Annotated in this window: 16 protein-coding genes, 1 tRNA gene and 4 pseudogenes; 8 read left to right on the top strand and 13 right to left on the bottom strand. The window is 56.3% G+C overall.

The features are described 5' to 3' along the window. The first annotated feature begins 12 nt into the window (after positions 1–12). Together JCM25414_RS02485 and JCM25414_RS16360 are read left to right on the top strand one after the other, a co-directional pair. Positions 13–1,041 carry an alpha-ketoacid dehydrogenase subunit beta gene (locus JCM25414_RS02485; protein WP_025840618.1) on the top strand — a complete coding sequence of 343 codons (1,029 nt, stop codon included), beginning with the start codon at positions 13–15 and terminating at the stop codon, positions 1,039–1,041. A 3-nt stretch (positions 1,042–1,044) separates the two neighbouring features. After that, positions 1,045–2,174, top strand: a pseudogene (locus JCM25414_RS16360) (acetoin dehydrogenase dihydrolipoyllysine-residue acetyltransferase subunit). Positions 2,175–2,445: 271 nt separating this feature from the next. Here JCM25414_RS16360 and JCM25414_RS24290 read toward each other — a convergent pair. From JCM25414_RS24290 to JCM25414_RS02470, 3 genes are read right to left on the bottom strand one after another with little or no spacing between them, the layout of a single operon-like run. Further along, positions 2,446–2,979 carry a sugar phosphate isomerase/epimerase family protein gene (locus JCM25414_RS24290; RefSeq protein WP_242403286.1) on the bottom strand — a complete coding sequence of 178 codons (534 nt, stop codon included), beginning with the start codon at positions 2,977–2,979 and terminating at the stop codon, positions 2,446–2,448. Next, complete coding sequence (locus tag JCM25414_RS24285; RefSeq protein ID WP_242403285.1) at positions 2,955–3,236, bottom strand: sugar phosphate isomerase/epimerase family protein; 282 nt, start codon at positions 3,234–3,236, stop codon at positions 2,955–2,957. Before JCM25414_RS24285 ends, JCM25414_RS24290 begins: the two co-directional genes overlap by 25 nt. Continuing rightward, the gene (locus JCM25414_RS02470; RefSeq protein ID WP_025840617.1) at positions 3,233–4,042 is read right to left on the bottom strand and encodes an alpha/beta fold hydrolase; all 810 of its coding nucleotides are present in this window, start codon (positions 4,040–4,042) and stop codon (positions 3,233–3,235) included. Before JCM25414_RS02470 ends, JCM25414_RS24285 begins: the two co-directional genes overlap by 4 nt. 101 nt (positions 4,043–4,143) lie before the next feature. Here JCM25414_RS02470 and JCM25414_RS22200 point away from each other — a divergent pair, with 101 nt between their 5' ends. Beyond that, positions 4,144–4,356 carry a DUF2256 domain-containing protein gene (locus tag JCM25414_RS22200; RefSeq protein ID WP_369345975.1) on the top strand — a complete coding sequence of 71 codons (213 nt, stop codon included), beginning with the start codon at positions 4,144–4,146 and terminating at the stop codon, positions 4,354–4,356. 272 nt (positions 4,357–4,628) lie between these two features. On the opposite strand, the gene JCM25414_RS02465 is transcribed toward JCM25414_RS22200, so the two are convergent. The 8 genes and pseudogenes from JCM25414_RS02465 to rplM all read right to left on the bottom strand — a co-directional run bounded on the left by JCM25414_RS02465 (position 4,629) and on the right by rplM (position 11,133). Then, complete coding sequence (locus JCM25414_RS02465; RefSeq protein WP_025840616.1) at positions 4,629–5,636, bottom strand: LysR family transcriptional regulator; 1,008 nt, start codon at positions 5,634–5,636, stop codon at positions 4,629–4,631. Between the two features lie 255 nt (positions 5,637–5,891). Next, positions 5,892–6,776: a Hint domain-containing protein gene (locus tag JCM25414_RS23580; RefSeq protein WP_408734863.1), complete on the bottom strand. Its 885-nt coding sequence runs from the start codon at positions 6,774–6,776 to the stop codon at positions 5,892–5,894. A gap of 14 nt (positions 6,777–6,790) precedes the next feature. Then, a pseudogene (locus JCM25414_RS26920) lies at positions 6,791–7,006 on the bottom strand (Hint domain-containing protein); the annotation flags it as partial. A gap of 91 nt (positions 7,007–7,097) precedes the next feature. Next, positions 7,098–7,940 (bottom strand): hypothetical protein, encoded by an 843-nt coding sequence (locus JCM25414_RS02455; RefSeq protein ID WP_025840614.1) that lies wholly within the window; start codon positions 7,938–7,940, stop codon positions 7,098–7,100. Positions 7,941–8,014: 74 nt separating this feature from the next. Then, on the bottom strand, positions 8,015–9,031 hold the full coding sequence (locus tag JCM25414_RS02450) for a hypothetical protein (RefSeq protein WP_025840613.1): 1,017 nt from the start codon (positions 9,029–9,031) through the stop codon (positions 8,015–8,017). Positions 9,032–9,039: 8 nt separating this feature from the next. Then, positions 9,040–9,693, bottom strand: a complete 654-nt coding sequence (locus tag JCM25414_RS02445) for a hypothetical protein (RefSeq protein ID WP_025840612.1) — start codon at positions 9,691–9,693, stop codon at positions 9,040–9,042. A 472-nt stretch (positions 9,694–10,165) separates the two neighbouring features. Further along, complete coding sequence (gene rpsI, locus JCM25414_RS02440) at positions 10,166–10,651, bottom strand: 30S ribosomal protein S9 (RefSeq protein ID WP_025840611.1); 486 nt, start codon at positions 10,649–10,651, stop codon at positions 10,166–10,168. Between the two features lie 5 nt (positions 10,652–10,656). Further along, on the bottom strand, positions 10,657–11,133 hold the full coding sequence (gene rplM / locus JCM25414_RS02435) for a 50S ribosomal protein L13 (protein ID WP_023977905.1): 477 nt from the start codon (positions 11,131–11,133) through the stop codon (positions 10,657–10,659). Between the two features lie 1,656 nt (positions 11,134–12,789). Between rplM and JCM25414_RS16345 the strand changes: the two are divergent. Together JCM25414_RS16345 and JCM25414_RS16340 are read left to right on the top strand one after the other, a co-directional pair. Continuing rightward, a pseudogene (locus JCM25414_RS16345) lies at positions 12,790–13,688 on the top strand (NAD(P)H-binding protein). Then, positions 13,685–14,065: a hypothetical protein gene (locus JCM25414_RS16340; RefSeq protein WP_025840610.1), complete on the top strand. Its 381-nt coding sequence runs from the start codon at positions 13,685–13,687 to the stop codon at positions 14,063–14,065. Before JCM25414_RS16345 ends, JCM25414_RS16340 begins: the two are co-directional and overlap by 4 nt. Positions 14,066–14,498: 433 nt before the next feature. Here the strand turns inward: JCM25414_RS16340 and JCM25414_RS02420 are convergent. After that, positions 14,499–14,574 (bottom strand) — tRNA-His (locus JCM25414_RS02420). A gap of 283 nt (positions 14,575–14,857) precedes the next feature. On the opposite strand from JCM25414_RS02420, the pseudogene JCM25414_RS16335 reads away from it, so the two are divergent. The 3 genes and pseudogenes from JCM25414_RS16335 to JCM25414_RS02405 all read left to right on the top strand — a co-directional run bounded on the left by JCM25414_RS16335 (position 14,858) and on the right by JCM25414_RS02405 (position 17,870). Then, a pseudogene (locus JCM25414_RS16335) lies at positions 14,858–16,311 on the top strand (SulP family inorganic anion transporter). A gap of 258 nt (positions 16,312–16,569) precedes the next feature. Beyond that, a complete protein-coding gene (locus JCM25414_RS02410) occupies positions 16,570–17,484 on the top strand; it encodes a hypothetical protein (RefSeq protein ID WP_148300915.1) in 915 nt (304 codons plus the stop codon). A gap of 113 nt (positions 17,485–17,597) precedes the next feature. Beyond that, on the top strand, positions 17,598–17,870 hold the full coding sequence (locus JCM25414_RS02405; RefSeq protein ID WP_148300914.1) for a hypothetical protein: 273 nt from the start codon (positions 17,598–17,600) through the stop codon (positions 17,868–17,870). A 178-nt stretch (positions 17,871–18,048) separates the two neighbouring features. Here JCM25414_RS02405 and JCM25414_RS02400 read toward each other — a convergent pair whose 3' ends face one another. Continuing rightward, positions 18,049–18,468, bottom strand: coding sequence for a host attachment protein (locus JCM25414_RS02400; protein WP_025840607.1), 420 nt, complete (start codon positions 18,466–18,468; stop codon positions 18,049–18,051). Positions 18,469–18,510 lie beyond the last annotated feature (42 nt).

Below are 18,510 nucleotides of genomic sequence, written 5' to 3'. Positions count from 1 at the left end.
AAGGGGGATATCATGTCCAGAAAAAGCTTCAGACAAGCCATCAACGAGGCGCTTCGCCAGGAAATGCGCCGCGACGAACGCGTCATTCTGATGGGTGAGGATGTTGCAGGCGGCAAGGGCGGTACGTCAGGCGTCGACGACGCCTGGGGCGGTGTGCTGGGTGTCACCAAGGGTCTTTACACCGAATTCGGCCCCGACCGTGTGCTCGATACGCCCATTACGGAAGCCTCCTATATCGGCGCCGCTGCGGGGGCTGCGGCAACGGGGCTGCGTCCTGTTGCCGAACTGATGTTCGTCGATTTTGTCGGGTGCTGTCTCGACCAGATCATGAATCAGGCGGCCAAGTTCCGCTACATGTTCGGCGGCAAGGCGCGGACGCCGCTGGTCATACGCGCCATGTATGGCGCGGGCCTCTCGGCAGCAGCCCAGCACAGCCAGGCGCTGTATCCGATCTTCACGCATATACCGGGGCTCAAGGTCGTTATTCCCTCTTCGGCCTATGAAGCCAAGGGATTGCTGATCGAAGCCATACGCGACGACGACCCGGTCATCTTTCTCGAAAACAAGCTGATATACGATGAGGAAGAGGACGTGCCAGACGAGGCCTATACCATCCCCTTCGGTGAGGCCAATCTGACACGCGAAGGACAGGACGCGACCATCGTGGCCTTCGGTCGCATGGTGGGTTTCGCCAATCAGGCGGCCGATCGCCTGCAGAAACAGGGCATCTCCTGCACTGTAATCGACCCGCGCACGACGTCGCCTCTCGATACAGGCACCATTCTCGACTGCGTGGCGGAAACGGGACGTCTGGTGATCGTCGATGAATCGAGCCCGCGCTGCAATATGGCCGCCGATATAGCGGCCCTCGTGGCGGAAGAGGGTTTCGATACGCTCAGAGCCCCAATACGGCGCGTGACGCCGCCCCACACGCCGGTTCCCTTTTCTGCCACTCTCGAAAAACACTACATGCCCGACGCAGAAAAAATTTCGGCAGCGGTACGCTCGGTCATGACCTACGACGCGAAACAGGAGGCCTGAGCAATGGCAGAGCGCATTGCCCCCATCACCATGCCCAAATTCGGCCTGGCCATGACAGAAGGTATCGTCGTCGGCTGGCTGGCAGCGATCGGAGACAGCATCACCTCAGGTCAGGAACTGGTAGAAATAGAAACCACCAAAATCACCAATGTCTATGAAAGCCCCGTCTCAGGTGTTTTGCGCCGTCAGCTCGCTTCACAGGGCGAAACCCTCTCGGTCGGCGCCCTGATCGGCGTCGTGGCGGCGCCCTCTGTGTCCGATGCCGAAATCGATACTTTCATCGCGGGGTTCGAAGCGCAGTCGCCCGAAACGGCAAGCGATGACGAAGAGAAGACAACGCCCGCCAACAGCGTCATCACGCTCGGCCCGCTTCGGCTTCGCGTGCAGGATAGCGGCGCTGCTCAGCCGGGTAGATTGCCGGTGATCCTGATCCATGGCTTTGCTGGATCACTCGATAACTGGATGCTGGTCCAGCCCGCTCTGGCCGCAGTGACGAGGGTCGTCGCATTCGATCTTCCTGGCCATGGAGAATCAAGCAAATCGGTTGGCGACGGCACGGTGACGTATCTGGCTGAGGTTACGCGGGCACTGCTTCGAGCGTTGTCGATCGAAAAGCGCATGTCGTCGGTCATTCTCTCGGCGGTGCCGTCGCGATAGAGTTGGCGGCGCTCGCCCCTGAGGCCGTTGAAAGCCTGACCCTGATCGCACCGGCCGGGATCGGGGAGAGTATCAATGCCGCGTTCATCGACGGGGTATTGAGCGCCACTACGCGCAAGACATTGCAACCTGCGCTTTCTCTGCTGGTGCATGACAAGGCCCTGATCTCGCGCCAGATGGTGGAAGAGATGATCAGGTTCAAACGGCTTGACGGCGCGCTGGACGGACTCAAGACCCTGGCGGCAACCAGTTTCGAGGGTGGCCACCAGAAAATCTCGCTCATCGCGCCGTTGGGACAGTTTGCGGGCAAGACGACCATTCTCTGGGGCGAAAATGACGAAATTCTGCCGGCGAGCCAAGCCAGAAATGCAGAGCACAACGCGAGGGTCACGATTTACCCGCAAACCGGACATATGCCTCAGCTCGAGCGCAGCAGTGCAGTAGCCACTGAACTGAAAGCGATCATTTCGAGTTGAGTTTCGTCGCGAGACGGCGGTGCTGCGCGGCGCCAGCGCCTCGACCAGCCTGCCGCCTCGGCAATAATGACACGGAAATATCGCCGCTGTGACACAAGAGGGGCTGGCACTGTCGGCCTGATTAAGGGACTGTTTGCGGGCAATTTTTCAGCCGGACCGCAAAATCGTCCAGCACTCAGAGATGATGCAGCGAGAACTCAGGCCTGTCGACGGGCCTCAACCAACGACCAGGCACGGTGCAGCCCTTCACGGCCTTGCGTAATCACCTCGTTCAGATCCCCCTCATAAAGCTGTCGGAGACTCCGGACGAGAAGATTTCCAGCGTGCAGACTCCGTTGAAACCTGCTTCCGCAGTCGCATGAAGCAGGGTGCCAAGCGGGATACAGCCCGATCCGGGCACCAGACGGTCCATACCCGAGCAGGGCGTGCGCCAGTCGCTGGCCTGCAACACAGCAATACGCCCCGCCGCGCGACGAATGGCCCCGGCGCAATCGGGCTGCTGCCAGATATTCCAGTAGTCGAGGCACAAGCCGCAGGAATCATGCCCTACCGCGTCGATCAGATCGAGCGCCTGATCAATGGTCCATATCGCGGTCTCGACATTGATCGATGTCGGGTTGAGCGGTTCGACGGCGATCTTCACGCCGAGATCGGCCGCGAGGGGTGCGAGACGGCGCAGATGATGCACCGTTTCGTCTAGACATTGCTGCATATTGCCATCGGGAGGCGCACCCGTATTCATGACGAAAGCCGCGCCTTCGGCATGAGGCGCGAGGGTTTTCAGACTCTGAGCAAAGGCTGCCACACGTGCTTCCACCCTTCGGGTTGTGGCGCCATCTTGCTGCCGAAAAACGTGCGAATTGCAGGCTGCACGGCGCTGATTTCCAGCCCGGCTGCCCTGACTGCGCGCATCTGCTCGTCTGCGCGCGCCGGATCGAGCTTGACCTCGCAGATTTCGATCGCGTCGACGCCAAGCGCCGCATAACGCGTCACATCCTCTTCGAACGACCAGGGCTGGGTCGTGAACTGATTAACGCCGAAACGGAACGGAAAGCCGATCATCGTGCCAGAAACTCCAGAACCGTCCGGTTGAATTTATCCGTCTCGTCCAGAAACAGCATGTGGGAGCTGTGTTCAAAACGCAGTGAACGGCAATTTGGCATATGATCGGCCACCCATGACGGCCCTTCCGGCACGAGCACCGCATCTTTTTCGGCGATCATCATCAGGGCGGGCAGGTCGAAATGAGGCAAAACATCGCGCCAGTCATGCACCGTATGATCCGCCATCATGGCAGCCCGCGCATGGGCCGGGCTTTTGCCCATTTCAGCCAGGAGCATGGTGCGCTCATCGGCAGAGAGCTCGGTCGCAAGGCAGTCGGTGAGATTCTGCTCATCGAACGCCTCGGGCGTGAGCGTGAGCTTCTGGATGGTTTCGGCAAGCCCGGCCTGATCGTAACAGGCGGCATGACCGTATTTCCACTCGGAGGAGAAATACTGCCTGGGCGTCTGCTGCACGAAGATCGCATCGCGCAGGCGCGCCCGGCCGAAAAGCTCGAGATAAGACCAGATGATCGGGCAGCCGATGGACCAGCCCAGCACCGTCACATCCTCCAGCTTCAGAGTGTCGAGCAGATCCCGCAGATCAGCCGCAAGACGTGGAATACGGTAGGAGTGGTCAGGCTTGTCCGATTCACCATGCCCGCGCAGATCGAGCGTGATGACACGCGCCTGTTCGGCCAGAACCGGCACGTTGCGATGGAAAAACCGACCTGAGAACGTCCAGCCATGGATCATGACCAAAGGGCGACCCTGCCCCTGCTCTTCGTAATGCAGGCGAGTCCCGTCACTGGTAGTGATATAGGGCATTAAACACTCCTCGCGGTGGCGTGACCAGATCAGAAATCCTCTGGCAAGCGCACGAGACAAAGGCAGGTTCCCTCGTCGCTCTGGAATGAAATACATCCTGCATGCCGCGTTATGGCTCTGTCGCAGCGAGAGGAGAGCGGATCATGAGCCGAGGCAAGGGCCGCGTAGCCACAAGACCGGCCAAGGACGACCTTCCCACAAAAATCTGTCCCGTCTGCCAACGACCTTTCACCTGGCGGAAGAAATGGGCTCGCGACTGGGACGACGTGCGTTATTGTTCCGATGCCTGTAGAGCTGCAATTCGAAAGCAATGATTTTTGTTCTTCTCCGATAACGCGCCGCGCTGATAGAGGCAGCCAGAAGTCATCCTGCGTGACCCGACAAACGATCGTCGAGACGGAATACTGACTGCGGTACGATCTACGATCAGGGACAAGCCTCCCGAAAAGGCTGTCGTCTCCATCCTCTATCAAAAAGGCTCCTTCGGCGGCTTTGACCACCATCAAGAGTCAAGCATACGAATCAGGATGAGAATTGCTTTTCGTAATAAATATTACAACGTAAATTCATAAGGCCTTTTTTATATTCAATTGTCATTCAAACCTCCGGTTGCGAACATCTTGATCGCTTCCTCAATGTGCGGGGTACGTGTGTGATTTTTCATCCAGATCAAGCCACTCTCCAAATTCATTTCATCCAGCAAGTCATAATGATCTTTTATCGAAACATACTTTTTGACGACTGGCATGGCATAGAAAGGCAAAATCCCCCATCCATTTGTATAGAGAAACAAATCCTCGAGGCCGACTGAAGAATTATATTCGATTATATTCGTTGGTAACTGCAGATCGCGAGCAGATAACGTCGCCTCAAATCGCTCTCTCAACGCCACCCCTTTCACGGGTAAAATCCAAAGCTTCTTGCGGTTTTCACTCCAATCAGAAAGCAACTCAGGTATGGACGTAGACGCCTCACGTGAGGCCGCAAAGCAATTGTCGCGATGCATGACACTCATATTCAGGCTTTTATTTTTATTCAGCTGGAAAAAATCCACAAAGGCAAAATCAAGATCGCCGCTCTCAAGCATATCCAGGAGATAGGGTCTTTCACGATACACGATTCTGATTTTTAAAGATTCATCTTTCTTCTTGAGTTGAGCAATTCCTCGCATGATCTGCTTTTCAAGAGCAGGAGCCTGGAAGCCGACATTAACGGTTCCAGTTCTTATCTCTTTAAATTCGTTTACTTTATGAGCAAGCTTCTCAAGTTCAGATTTGATGACGCGACTGGTCTCAACGATCGACTGGCATATTGCAGTAGGCATCATTCCGGAATTGGACCGCGTAAACAACTTCACACCCAGTATATTTTCGACTTCCAGACACGCTTTCGAAACAGCCGTCGGTGTGAGATTCAGTCTCGACGAGGCCCCAACGAGAGATTGTGCATTGAATATCTCTTCAATAACTCTGAAGTATCTTAACTTCATATTTTTCATCGCTCTATGCGATTCAATGTCAAAACCCTCGATATTCATCCCGATTCTCTGCGACGAGCATGGCCCGATTTGGCCATGCTTGCGATCATGCTCCATAACGAGGCTGTCCCAAAGAAAATAATGATAATTTATCGTACGCAATATTTAAGAATTACGTTTTTTCAGTGCTTGATCGAGAAACACATCATATCGATATCGTCACGTGAATGAATGCAGCGACACCCGATACAGTCGAGCGTTTGCACATCTGACACCTGGTCAGTGTCAGAACAGCTACCTATGGCCTGACCTGCGGTTCAGCCGCCAAAAAGCGGGCGCAATCCTCTCTACTGGATATTACGCCGGTGCCTTTCAAATCAGATCGGCACTATAAGGACCGCCAGCAACGATCTGCACCGCAAGGATCCGCGTACTCAGGCCTTCGAGCTTGCTCAGCGGTAGAAAGGCTCTCCCACTGGTCCAGCGACGCTGACTCCCCTCTGGATCATACCAGCCTCGCCCCGAGTGCAAGAAGTCACGTACATCTATCTCCACGCTGGAGCAGGGATCGTAAAGTGTCACGGCGCCGACCAAAACGCCAAGCTTGCGGCGATCATCTATGTAAGGGCCAATTGCGTCGCTGGGGCGCGACGACCGGGAGCAGAGATAGACAGCCCCGAAATGCCCAGGAATCTGGAATATGTAGCGGTCTCCGACCACCCGAATTGGGGTCATCACATGCCCATCTTCTGAAGCAAGATGGACTATGGGGTCCTGGTCATGCATCCGGTCGGTCTCCCCGCCCTCTTCAACGCTGCGGTTCAGGTCCGACCAGATCGGCTCCACAAAAGATCGGGATACGCAAAGAGGCGCAGCCATCGTTCTGCGATCGTCGCTGTCCGTGCTGGCATGCGTACACTCGACTGCGTGAGAGCCTGTCGTAAGATCGTACCGATTACCTGAGTCCAGATAGCTTTCGCAAAGTAGACCATCCGCCATCACGACCGAATGGGTTTCCGTTTCTATATGATAATATTTATAGGTACTCAGGGTGACATCGTGTCGTATTGATCGACCGTTGACGAGCATACGCACCGGCACAAGATTGCCTGCAATAAAAATGCAGTGCTCCGGAGTAACCAGCAGGTCCTTGTAAGGCATTCCAACACCGAAGGCGCCTGCCTGGATTCTGACCGGGTAGTCGGTAACGTCATAAGTGGCGCTATCATTTTCCTCAACGCAACGATGACCTGCCAGATGACTCGCTGGGTCTCAACACGACCTCGATGATAGACATTGACCAGATTACCGGCGGACAATGTCTCGACAGCACGCTCTCCATCGGGTGTCCTGATCATGGTACCAAGCAGAAAGCAGACCGAGAAAACAGTCGAATTATCCAGTCCTGCACTCAAATCGAAGCCGTAATTTCCTACGCCTTTGATGTTCAGGACGAGAGAGCGATCTCCGGTCAGCCGAAACTCCACATGATCGGCATCGGGATACTTCACTCCGACAATATCCGATTTCGGAACATCCCGAAGCACAATCTGATCCGAGGAGCCAGGGGATGTCCCGTTAAAGCCGGATATAATCGAATTCGGGCTTGTCGTTCCCGTGAGGGTCAGAGACTGAACCCCTGTCCGCCAAGATTGACGGTTCCTCCAGCAGTCCCATCCAACGTCGCGTTACCGCCTGCTGCAAGGTTTGCCAGCCCAATGAGTGTACCCCCGGCATCGATTTGCAGAGTGCCTCCCGATGCAACGAAGAGATCGCGTGCACTCCCCCCGAAAGGATTTCCGTGATCCCCTGTGAGACGATACTCCCCCCTGAGACAGCCACCCCTACTTTGATATTTCCTGTCCACAGAGCTCCGGCTGACCCACTTAATGTCGCCCCAGAGGCAATTATCCCCCCGGAAAGGACACCCCCTCCAGCGATCAGGACGCGCCCCCCACTCACTGCGTTGGCGCCATATGCGGTGCCGCCCGAAAGGACAGTCATAAACCCTGCAGACGAGACAACAGAGCCGGACGCGACACCGCCGAGCATGGCGGTTTGCGTACCGCCTGCGGAGATGATCGTTGTAACGGCCGTGCCACCGCTGACAAATTGCTTGCCACCACTGACAAGCGTTGAGCCTGAGGCGACACCGCCGCCATACAGGCCGTCAAATGAATTCAGGCCGACATCCTGCCAGCCACTATTCGTGACCACAGTATTTTCGGTATAGGCGCCCTGCCCCTGCACCGCCTGATAGGCACCTGACAGGACCGTGTTGAACGCCGTGCCGCCCGACCCAACCAGAACAGCACCTGCGCCCATACCCCACCAGCCATTACCGATGACTCTGAGCTGGGACGCTGTACCGCCCGATTGTATCCGCGCCTGACCCCCAAGCCAGAGAAAGCTGTCGCTCATCGTTCCGCCGCCGGAAACAACAGCCTGCCCACCTCCCTGCACCGTGAAGCCAGTAATCTGACCGCCGCTGATGCTCAGGCAGATCCACCGCTCAGAATGCTGACCCCGGATGCAACGCCACCGGATGCAACTGCCGTGCCACCCTGCGAGACAGTCGCCATTGCGCCGCTCGCCGCACTGGCGTTGAAAGCCGTACCGCCCGAGAGCACAGCCATCGTGCCACCTGACGCAATGATGGATCCAGATGCGATGCCTCTCAGCATGACAGACTGCGTACCGCCTGCAGAGATGATCGTCGTCCAGGCCGTGCCACCGCTGACAAATTGCTTGCCACCACTGACAAGCGTTGAGCCTGAGGCGACACCGCCGCCATACAGGCCGTCAAATGAATTCAGGCCGACATCCTGCCAGCCACTATTCGTGACCACAGTATTTTCGGTATAGGCGCCCTGCCCCTGCACCGCCTGATAGGCACCTGACAGGACCGTGTTGAACGCCGTGCCGCCCGACCCAACCAGAACAGCACCTGCGCCCATACCCCACCAGCCATTACCGATTGCGGTTAAACTGGTCGCCGTTCCACCCGAAAATATCCGCGCCTGACCTCCAAGCGAGATAACCGATTGACTGATCGAGCCACCCGACGAAACAATACCTCTAGCTCCACTGAGAAAAGAAATATCGCGGAGCGTGCCGCCGCTCAAACTGACTGCAGAACCGCCATTTTGCACGGCAAGACCCGATGCCAGGCCGTTGGATGCTTGCGCGATCCCTCGAACATCAGCCTGACCGCCAGCAAGAACGATATTATTGACGCCAGTACCGCCACCGTCGATCTGAAGCAGTCCGCCTGAAAAAACGGTACCGCCAAAAGCCGTACCTGCGGCAGCGACTTCCTGCATGCCTCCCGACGAGACAAGCGTATTCACCGCTACGCCGCCCTTGACGAATTGTGCGCCGCCATTGATCAGGGTCGTAGAAGACGCGGTGCCACCACCTGTAGCACCATTATTGTTCGAACCGACATCCTGCCAGCCATTCGAGGTGACGTAGGCATTCTGTGAGAGCGCACCGGCGCCCTGCACGGCCATGTAGCTCCCTAGATTACTGCATCGAGACTGCTACCACCAGTGCTCAGAATCAGAGATCCCTGAATCCCGTTGCCGGCATTGCCCAACCCTGTTCCCGAGGTCAGGACACGCTGGGCGGTACTGCCTGAGAATACCTGCACCTGCCCCCCACTGGAGACAACCGCATCCTTCACAAGACTGCCGCTCGTCGCGCTGACCATACCGCCCGATTGTACGGTGCCACCCGACCACACCGCGCCACTCAGAAGGGAGCTTCCCTGACTGATCGACAAATTACCTATTTGCGCGCCCTGTCCTGCCGTGAGGTCACCGCCATTATATTTGACATTATTGGTGACAGTTCCGCCTGCGGCTATCTTGTCGCCAGTATGATTGAGCGTATTACCTGTCAGTACCCCCCCTGAACTGACTATGGCTACGACACTCTGAAGTGCAGAGTCCTGCAACGTCCCACCACTTTGAATAATCGCGCTTCCCCACTGAGCCGTCCAGGACGACATGGGAGACATGAGGCCGGCAACAATGGCGCCACTTGTGACGTAAAGAAGGGGGGTTGTTCCCGCCAACGAAACCGGCCCATCAATGACGGATGCGCCGCTTTGGTAAACGGTTTTTCCGTTCAGAAGAACTGCGCTCCAGACACCACTGATCGACGTCGTCATAACTCGGCTTCTCATCCATTATCCGCAGCAGGGAAAATATATTCCGCTCCAGGAAACTGTGTGAAAGGGGTCGCATAACCTCCGCATTCAAACCGACCAGATCTCAGCATTTACGCAGACCCAGATTATATCCGAGACAACTTGCGAGACCTTGATTCTATGTCGATTATTAGTTTTGGTTAACGATGATTGATGATTTCCCTATAATCCTGATAAAAATACAAACAATCGAATTTACGTTCATACCTCTGAACCGAAATTCGATACATTACGATCTCCGTTACAAATCGGGGCTTTGAAAGCCTTCCTTGTCGAGTCTGAGAGGTCCAGATCGCAATTATGTGAACGAATATGACGTATATTCGCGTTTGGATTAGAAAAACAACTCGGCGCAATAAAAAAAACCCGCCTCGTGAGAGGGCGGGTTTTTCTGACGGCGTCGAATCCAACGGGGCCGAAGCCCCGGCAGAAATCAGCGCTTCGAGAACTGGAAGGAACGACGTGCCTTGGCGCGACCGTACTTCTTGCGCTCGACGACGCGGCTGTCACGCGTCAGGAAGCCTGCAACCTTCAGGATGCCGCGCAGAGCGGGATCGTAATGGGTCAGGGCGCGCGAAATGCCATGACGCACTGCGCCAGCCTGGCCGGACAGACCGCCGCCCTTGACCGTGCAATACACGTCGAACTGGTTGTAGCGATCCGTCAGCAGGAAAGGCTGCGTGATCAGCATGCGCAGAACCGGACGAGCAAAATACGTCGTGACCGCACGGCCATTGACGATGATGTCACCCTTGCCAGGCTTGATCCAGACACGTGCCGTGGCGTCCTTACGACGGCCCGTTGCATAGGAACGGCCCTGTGCGTCGCGCTTGACTTCGTGAACCGGACCAGCCTGCGTGGCGGGAGCGATACCGGCGAGGTCCTGAAGCGTACCCGTGCGCTCTTGAGTTTCAGACATATCTCTCAGGCCTCGATCACGTTGAGGGTGTTCTTGCGGTTCATGGACGCAACATCCAGCTTCACCGGCTGCTGGCCTTCATGCGGGTGCTTGTCACCGGCATAAACGTACAGATGCTTCATCTGGGCGCGCTGGAGCGGGCCGCGCGTGATCATACGCTCGACAGCCTTCTCGATCACGCTGCCGGGGTTCTTGCCCTCAAGGCGCTGCGTGATGGTGCGCTCCTTGATGCCACCGGGATGACCCGTGTGGTAATGGAACAGCTTCTGCCCCACCTTGTTGCCGGTCAGGACGATCTTCTCGGCGTTGATCACGACGATATTGTCGCCGCAATCGACATGCGGGGTGTACTGGGGCTTGTGCTTGCCGCGCAGGCGGGTCGCGATGATGGTGGCGAGGCGGCCAAGAACGAGCCCTTCGGCGTCGATCAGGGTCCAGCCTTTCGTCACCTCTGCAGGCTTCAACGAAAGTGTGGTCTTCATGGTTCGGACTGATCCAGCAACATGTGTTGGTATTGGGGGCGCGTTATGAGGGCCGCGGGGCTCGAGGTCAAGCTTTTTCGACTCTTCCCACCTCAGGGAAAACGGCTGAATTCCGCCACTTTTTCGGCAGAGGTATTATAATACCGCATAAAAAGTAACGAGATTGTTCCTGTTGCAAAGCCGGACTAACATGCACGCTATCTGTTGAAGCGGACCTTGTTGAGGATGATCTGACGTGAAGAGACCTTTGCTAGTCGCAGGCCTGTGCCTCGTTGTTGTCGGTTTGGGGGGTATTGGCGTACGCACGAATCAAAGGCCGAGCTTCAGCGTGCTCTGGCGAGCTTCCGCGCAAATCTCCCCCCCGATGCCCGTTTCGAATACGACCACGCTTATCCGCGCTTCTTCGCACGTGGCGCAGGGTTCGATAATGCCCGCTTCATACGAGGAGAGACGATTCTCAGCGCGCGCGTGCTGACCGTCAACAATCCGAGTGGCTATCTGACCACCGGGCTGAGTTTTTCAAAAATCCACGCAGAAGGCATCACTGTCGACGGGGTGGCAAGCGGCAAGATCGGCGACCTCACACTGAGCAAGCTGCTCCTCCCCCCCGTCAGCCGGGAAAAGCATAATTTCAACGAGCTGCCCCCCCTCTCGCAGATACATTTCCGTCACGGACAGATCCACGACGTGGTTCTGGGCACAGCCGATCACTGTGCTCTGCACGTTGCTTCTGCTTCTCTCGAGAATTATGGTCATGATGACGGCAATGCCGGCGCGCTTCAGGGGGCTCATTTTTCCTGCGCGAGCGACAGTCTTGCCGCACAAAAACTTCATGAACTGACCAAATTACCCAGTTCCGAGCTCGCCTTCGATCTGGAAGACATGCACGAGAACGGCACACGATACGCGCGCATCGTCGCCTGGGGCGAACAGCTCTATCAGTCATGGGGCGCAGTGCAGGACAAGCCGCTTACGCCTATCACGGATGTGTCGGAAACACCGAGCCGGTCAGAATCGCACGGGCTGGCCTTCAACCTTCTGGGCGCCCATGCGCGAAGCGAGATGAATACAGCCCGACGCTGGAAAGACGGCGACAAGATTTTCGTCAAGAGCGAGTCGCGCAACGTCGCGCTGGGCTTAACCCCCTCCTCCGTCCTCGCCCCCTTTCTGCCGGATGGTATCCATATCGAAAGCCTCGTTCAGGACCTCACGACCGATACGAAAACATCTCTCAGCACAATCGCTTTCACAGGCACTACCCCCGGATCTTTCAGTTTCGAATGGAAGATGATCATGATGAATGTCGAAAATGGTGGGGAGCCTGCAGTAAACTCATTGGATGTGACCTATCACGACGACGCCTCCAATCTCGACGGCCTGCTGACCCGTATCGCCGCACAACGGAACCAGTCTTTGGCGCAGCTGAAAAGCGCGATGGCCCTGCCTCTTGCCCTGCTCATTCAGAAGGTGCCCGGCTCAATGCCGTGCCAGCCTTCATGCTCGCCCCATCCGGTCATAGTCTCACAATCTCCTTTCATCCCCCCGAGCCGATCAGCGCCGGATCGGGCAAACGTCTTGGGCCGAAATTTTCAGCCGATCCCTCCTGGTCCAGCTCTGGGCCTCGCCACCCATCCTGTCATCGAGCCTCAACTGAGTATGCTCTCACCTGTTCATCTGATCGGCGCCACCGGCCGCTCGGGCGCAGCAATCGCCCGCGCCCTGCTGGCCCGAGGCGAGACCGTCATTCCGGTTGTGCGAGCCCCCGGCAAGCTGTCAGCTGAGCTTCGTGATCTGGCCCGCGAGGCCGATCTGAACGATCAGCATGCAGTGACCGCTGCCCTTCACGACGCGAAGAGGATCGTCTCGACCGCGCACGCCCGTCTTGTTCCTGCCATTCTGACAGCTTCTCCGTCGAGTGCCCGCCTCATCGCGCTCGGAAGCACCCGGAAATTCACGCGCTGGCCTGATGCACATGGCAATGGCGTCCTTGCGGGAGAACGCGCCCTGCTGGAATCGGGCCGCGACGGCATGATCCTGCATCCGACCATGATCTACGGGGCTGAGGGGGAGGATAATGTGCAGCGCCTCGCCGCCCTGCTGCGCCGCCTGCCACTCGTACCTCTACCCAATGGCGGACGCTCGCTGGTTCAGCCCGTCTATCAGGATGACGTCACCCGCGCCGTCGTGGCGGCACTCGATCTGGCCGAAGCCGGGCAGATGCAAGGACCTGAAGCTCTTGTTATCGCAGGGCCGCAGCCCGTGACCTATCGCGGCTTTATCGAGGCCATTCTTGACGCCGCAGGCTGGGTCGCCGCCTTTTCCTGCCTGTGCCCGGTGCAATTCTGGAAGTTCTGGCCCCTCTGGCATCGAAACTACCAGGATTTCCTGCAATCGGGCGCGCGGAAATCAGGCGTCTACTTGAAGACAAGGCATTTTCGATACAGCCTATGCAGGATCGCCTGGGGTTTACGCCCCTTTCCCTGAAAGACGGGCTAGCCCAACTCTTTCAGAAACCGAACGCTGCTTTCCCTCTTCCTGCCGGAAAACACCCATGACCCGCCTGTTCAAATCCCTGTCGCGCCTTGGCAGCCTTACCCTCGCTCTTGCCTCGCTCGGTATGCTTGCAGGCTGCACCGACCCCACGGGACCGGTTTTCGGTGACTGGTACGGGTTCAACCCGCTTCCCACGCCGCAGGGCAATATCTCGATCGAACTGGTTCTGGATGGAACACCGACGGCCAGTTCAGGCAGCTACCGCCTCCATCGCCAGTCTTTCTGGGCGGAAGACATGATGTTCAATCGCTCCGACACGCTCGACGGCACCTGGACGCTCAAGGAATACACGGTCGATGGCAAGATCTGGCGCAACGTGTTTCTCAAGGGGCCTGAACTGCACATCACCCATTACGTATTGCTGCCCAACGCTATCTGACCCCGGCTACAGATCAGAATACGCCCGACATGGGTGAAAGTGGCTGGCTCTGCTGCCGTCTAGCCCCTCGGGCACGCGACAGCTTCGGTTATGGGCGCGTCTGAAGACAGGTGAGACATGGGTCGGGGCATGAAACCTGCTCCGATCACCCTTTTCCCGGGGCGGCAGTCTGCAGAGAAAAGCTGGAAGTCGTCGATATTCGGTGTCTGAGTCGCTTCACCGACATCGCCATATATGACCTCTGAGCTCGGGTCAGATCCATGCAATACAAATCTTGGTCCCGCCGTATTTATCGGGGCTGACGCTGGGTGGTTGCGACGACAACTACGCCCGATATGAATACGATAAGCTGCGCCGGCTCTCACGGGCGGCAAGAGACACATGCCCACACTGGCCCAGTGTATATTAGGAAATAAATTTTCAAGGAAAATGCTGGGGCGAATGACGGGACTCGAACCCGCGACCACCGGTACCACAAACCGGCGCTCTACCAACTGAGCTACATCCGCCACACAGCGATGCCCGATGTAGAGAAATGCAGGGCAGACGTCTAGCCCCTTTGTCGAGATTCTTTTGTCAGACCCGGCACGCCTCTCGGGGAATGCCTGATACTGCGCCTCAATACAAAGATAGTGCCGGGAGAAACAGGTAAACAGGAGGTCATCACGCGCTTTCCTTTACGCGGCCCCTTGCGATCCTGCACGGCTCTTTCTACCTTTGCGACGCCATTGCCGCGTCGGGCCGGAATACGACGAGAAAGTCTGATCGTTTTTCACCCGAAGGAGTCGTCCCTTGAATCTCTCGACTTATCGCGCACAGTGGGCTTTCAGCCCGCTGCGTGAGGTGCTGGCTGGCATGGTGGGCACGTTTGCGCTCATTCCCGAAGTCATCGCCTTTTCCTACATTGCAGGCGTCTCTCCTGCCGTGTCGCTCTATGCCTCTTTCGTCATCAGCGTAGCCATTGCCATTACGGGCGGCAGGCCGGGCATGATCTCGGGAGCAGCCGGGTCGGTCGCTCTTGTTGCCGCCGCCCTCGTGCATCATCATGGCATCCATTACATGTTTCTGGCGACGCTGATCGCTGGCGCGATGCAGATCGTCTTCGGTTTGCTGCGCCTGCATGTGCTGATGCGGTTTGTCTCAAAAGAAGTGCAGACAGGCTTCGTCAACGCTTTGGCCATCATGATCTTTTCGGCACAGGTGCCGCAGATGCTTCATGTTACCTGGCATACCTACGCCTGATCGCCCTGGGCCTTGCCATCATCTATCTGCTGCCGCGCCTGACGACGGCCATTCCTTCACCGCTGATCTGCATCGTTGTGCTGACGCTGATCACGATCTGGCATCCGATGCCCGTTCATACCGTGGCCGATCTCGGCGCGCTGCCCAATGGCCTGCCCTCGCTCATTTTCCCGCATGTACCCTTCACACTCGAAACCTTCGAAATCGTCATGCCCTATGCGCTGGCCATGGCCTCTGTCGGATTGCTTGAGTCCCTGATGACCGCCGGCGTAGTGGACGACCATACCGACACACATGGCGAGCCGCGCATGGAGTGCACGGGTTTGGGCATTTCGAACATTGCCGTGGGACTGTTCGGCGGCATCGCTGGCTGCGGCATGATCGGCCAGACGGTCGGCAATCTGCGCTATGGCGGGCGCGGGCGCCTTTCCACCTTCACGGCAGGGGCGTTCCTGCTGGCTCTGATGGTACTTCTGCATGATTACGTTGCCAAAGTGCCTATGGCCGCCCTCGTCGCCATCATGATCATGGTTTCGGTCAGCACCTTTGCCTGGGGCTCGCTACGAGACGTGATGCGCCACCCCAAATTGTCGAGCCTTGTCATGATCGTGACTGTGCTTGTGACCGTCACCACTCATGATCTCGCGGCAGGCGTAGCGGTCGGTGTTTTGCTGAGCGGTGTTTTCTTCGCTTGGCGGGCAATGGGCATGCTTCGTATCGAGACACGAAAATCCGAGGATGTGGATGTCTATATCGTGCATGGCCAGGTTTTCTTCGCCTCGGCTGACATGCTCTATGACGCTGTCGACTTTCAGACCCAAGCGAAAATCGTCGAAATCAACGTGGCCGATGCGACATTCTGGGACATCACCTCGGTCGATATTCTTGAGAAGATTGTCAGCAAACTACAGGGACGATCAATCAAGGTCCGCGTCGAAGGGCTGCATAGCCGCCGCCATGGATTGATCGCAGAACAATCGGACGAGCCGCTTCTCTCCATGTAAGGCAAAACCAGAACGTCTCGTCTGATGAACCTACCAGGCGCGAGGCGCGCTTTGATTGAGCTAATATTGTCGACCTGATTAGTCAGAAGAAATCGAGTGGGCACGCGACCAGCGCGCCCCTCAGATTCGACATTCTTTGCCTGGCGCGACCTTACGTCAAAAAAGCGCAACACAAGGTAGCAATTTTCCTGTTTTGTCGCATTCATTCACAAGTTATCAGGAGCCAACAAATAAGAAGCGAGGCGTAGAGCTATGATCTTGTATGAAGGCGACGAGATCGTACTGCACCATCACAAGGGAAGCAGCCCCTACACTGTGATTACTTTTACTGGCCTCAATTTCGAAAACGCGGCCAGAGACTTTTTTATGCTCAAGAACGTTGCGCGTATAAAAGATATCGACGTCATCGGGTTTGCTACAAAGAAACCGAACTGGTTTCTCAGCGATGAGATGCAAGCCGCCATCAAGGTCATGAACGCTACAATCGGATTTGGACGGGATCGGCTCGTTTTCGGTCAATCCATGGGCGGCTATGCCGCAATCAAGTTCTCGAAACAGCTTTCCGCCGACTACGTCATGGCGCTGTCTCCAAAAATCTCCATTCATCCTGATGAGTGCGACATCGACGAGACTTATCACCAGTATCTTACACATAAGATGACAGGAATGTCCGTCAAGATGGGAGACGTCAGGGGTAAAATCTTCGTTCTGTCAGATCCACATGACAAGACAGACAGCTACCACACCAGACTTCTCTGTAACGTCAGCCCCGATATCATTCATATACCTACGTTTCACACTGGTCATGTCGTTTACGAAAGCATGGCCGGATCGAAATCGATTTCATCCATTATCGATGCTTTATCGAGCGGTCAGTCTGCACGAGTGCAACGCGAGATATGCGTGCAGCGTCGAAGGAACCCGGCCAATCTGAGAAACCGGCTTTTTCGCGCCAAGCCACGCCATATGAAACTTGTCGCGCGTGCTCTCGCCTCCGATCAGATTGATTCGATGAAAAACCGAATCTTCATTTTTTCCCATATCGGCTTCATTCTGGGGGTCATCTACACGGCATCCCTGCGCGGCGAACACGAACTCGCAAAACGCCTCAAGCGCAAGCTGGTGACCAATCTGGCTGTCTCCGGACCGGAAGATATACAGACCGAGCCTTGACGGCCAATAATATTACCGGCCCGCTTTGCCTGGACTGCCACCAGAGGATCGTTTGTTACGATATAGAAAATAAATGTCTGACGGTTGAGCCTCTTACTGGTCGCGGCCCAACGATGATCCCTGTCTATCCCGACCCGCTGAATCATGAGACAGACCAGCCAGCTTGCGTAACTCTTCTTGGAGAGGAATACAGGCTGGTGCAGCAAGACGGAAAAATAGGTCTGTCTCCTGACAGGAGAACACAGGCAAAAACCATAGTTTTTGTTAAGAAGGGCGCCTATTACCTCATCAGCAACGGATCTGAGCTTGCCACTTCGCTCCATGGTGGCTCGATCGTCTTTTCAACGACAATCGAAAATGCGTGGGAACGCTATGTCGTCCTTTGACAAAAAAGGCGGAAACTCAGCCGGTAAGCTCACAGATATCAAGACAATGAGGTTGTAAGCCTCTCTGCTTGAAGAAGCGCGCGTACCGGGGTCTTTCCGCTGAACGGATGCCGCGCATAAGACAACCGTTCAGCGAGACTGATATCCGAACCAGCCAGTCGGAGCACCATGTGTCCGGTTACGGTTTTGGCCAACCAGTCGCAGGACGATCGAAGTGAGAGAGCAGATCCTGATCCGGGATGTTGGTCAGATCCTTGCTTTCGCTTTTGATCAGCTTCTTGCTCGTCGCCTTGGACAGATGCTCGCGAATATCATGCAGCACATGGGGCGCCGCCGCGAGAACCAGACCTTCAAGGGCGGGATTGCCGTTGAGAGCCGCTTCGATTTCATCGGCAATCAGTCGGGCGAAACGTTCTTTCACCTGAACCTTTGGATCCGAGCGGGGTTCCTTGATGGAGGCAACATCACCTGCGGCGTCAGTTCCCTTGTCATGGGCGCCAAAACGTTGGATCGTACGCATCTGCTGGCCATCGTAGCGCAGAAAGCGGGCCTTTTCGCCATCGCATACTGCATAAAGTACTGGGTCTTGAACGGCCATAAAACCTCTCCTTTGTTCCTGAACAAAGAACGTCGAAGAGTA

Source organism: Asaia platycodi JCM 25414, from assembly GCF_000614545.1.
GTDB lineage: Bacteria > Pseudomonadota > Alphaproteobacteria > Acetobacterales > Acetobacteraceae > Asaia > Asaia platycodi.
The sequence above is the reverse complement of the archived record's forward strand: the minus strand, read 5'-3'. Positions and strand labels throughout refer to the sequence as shown.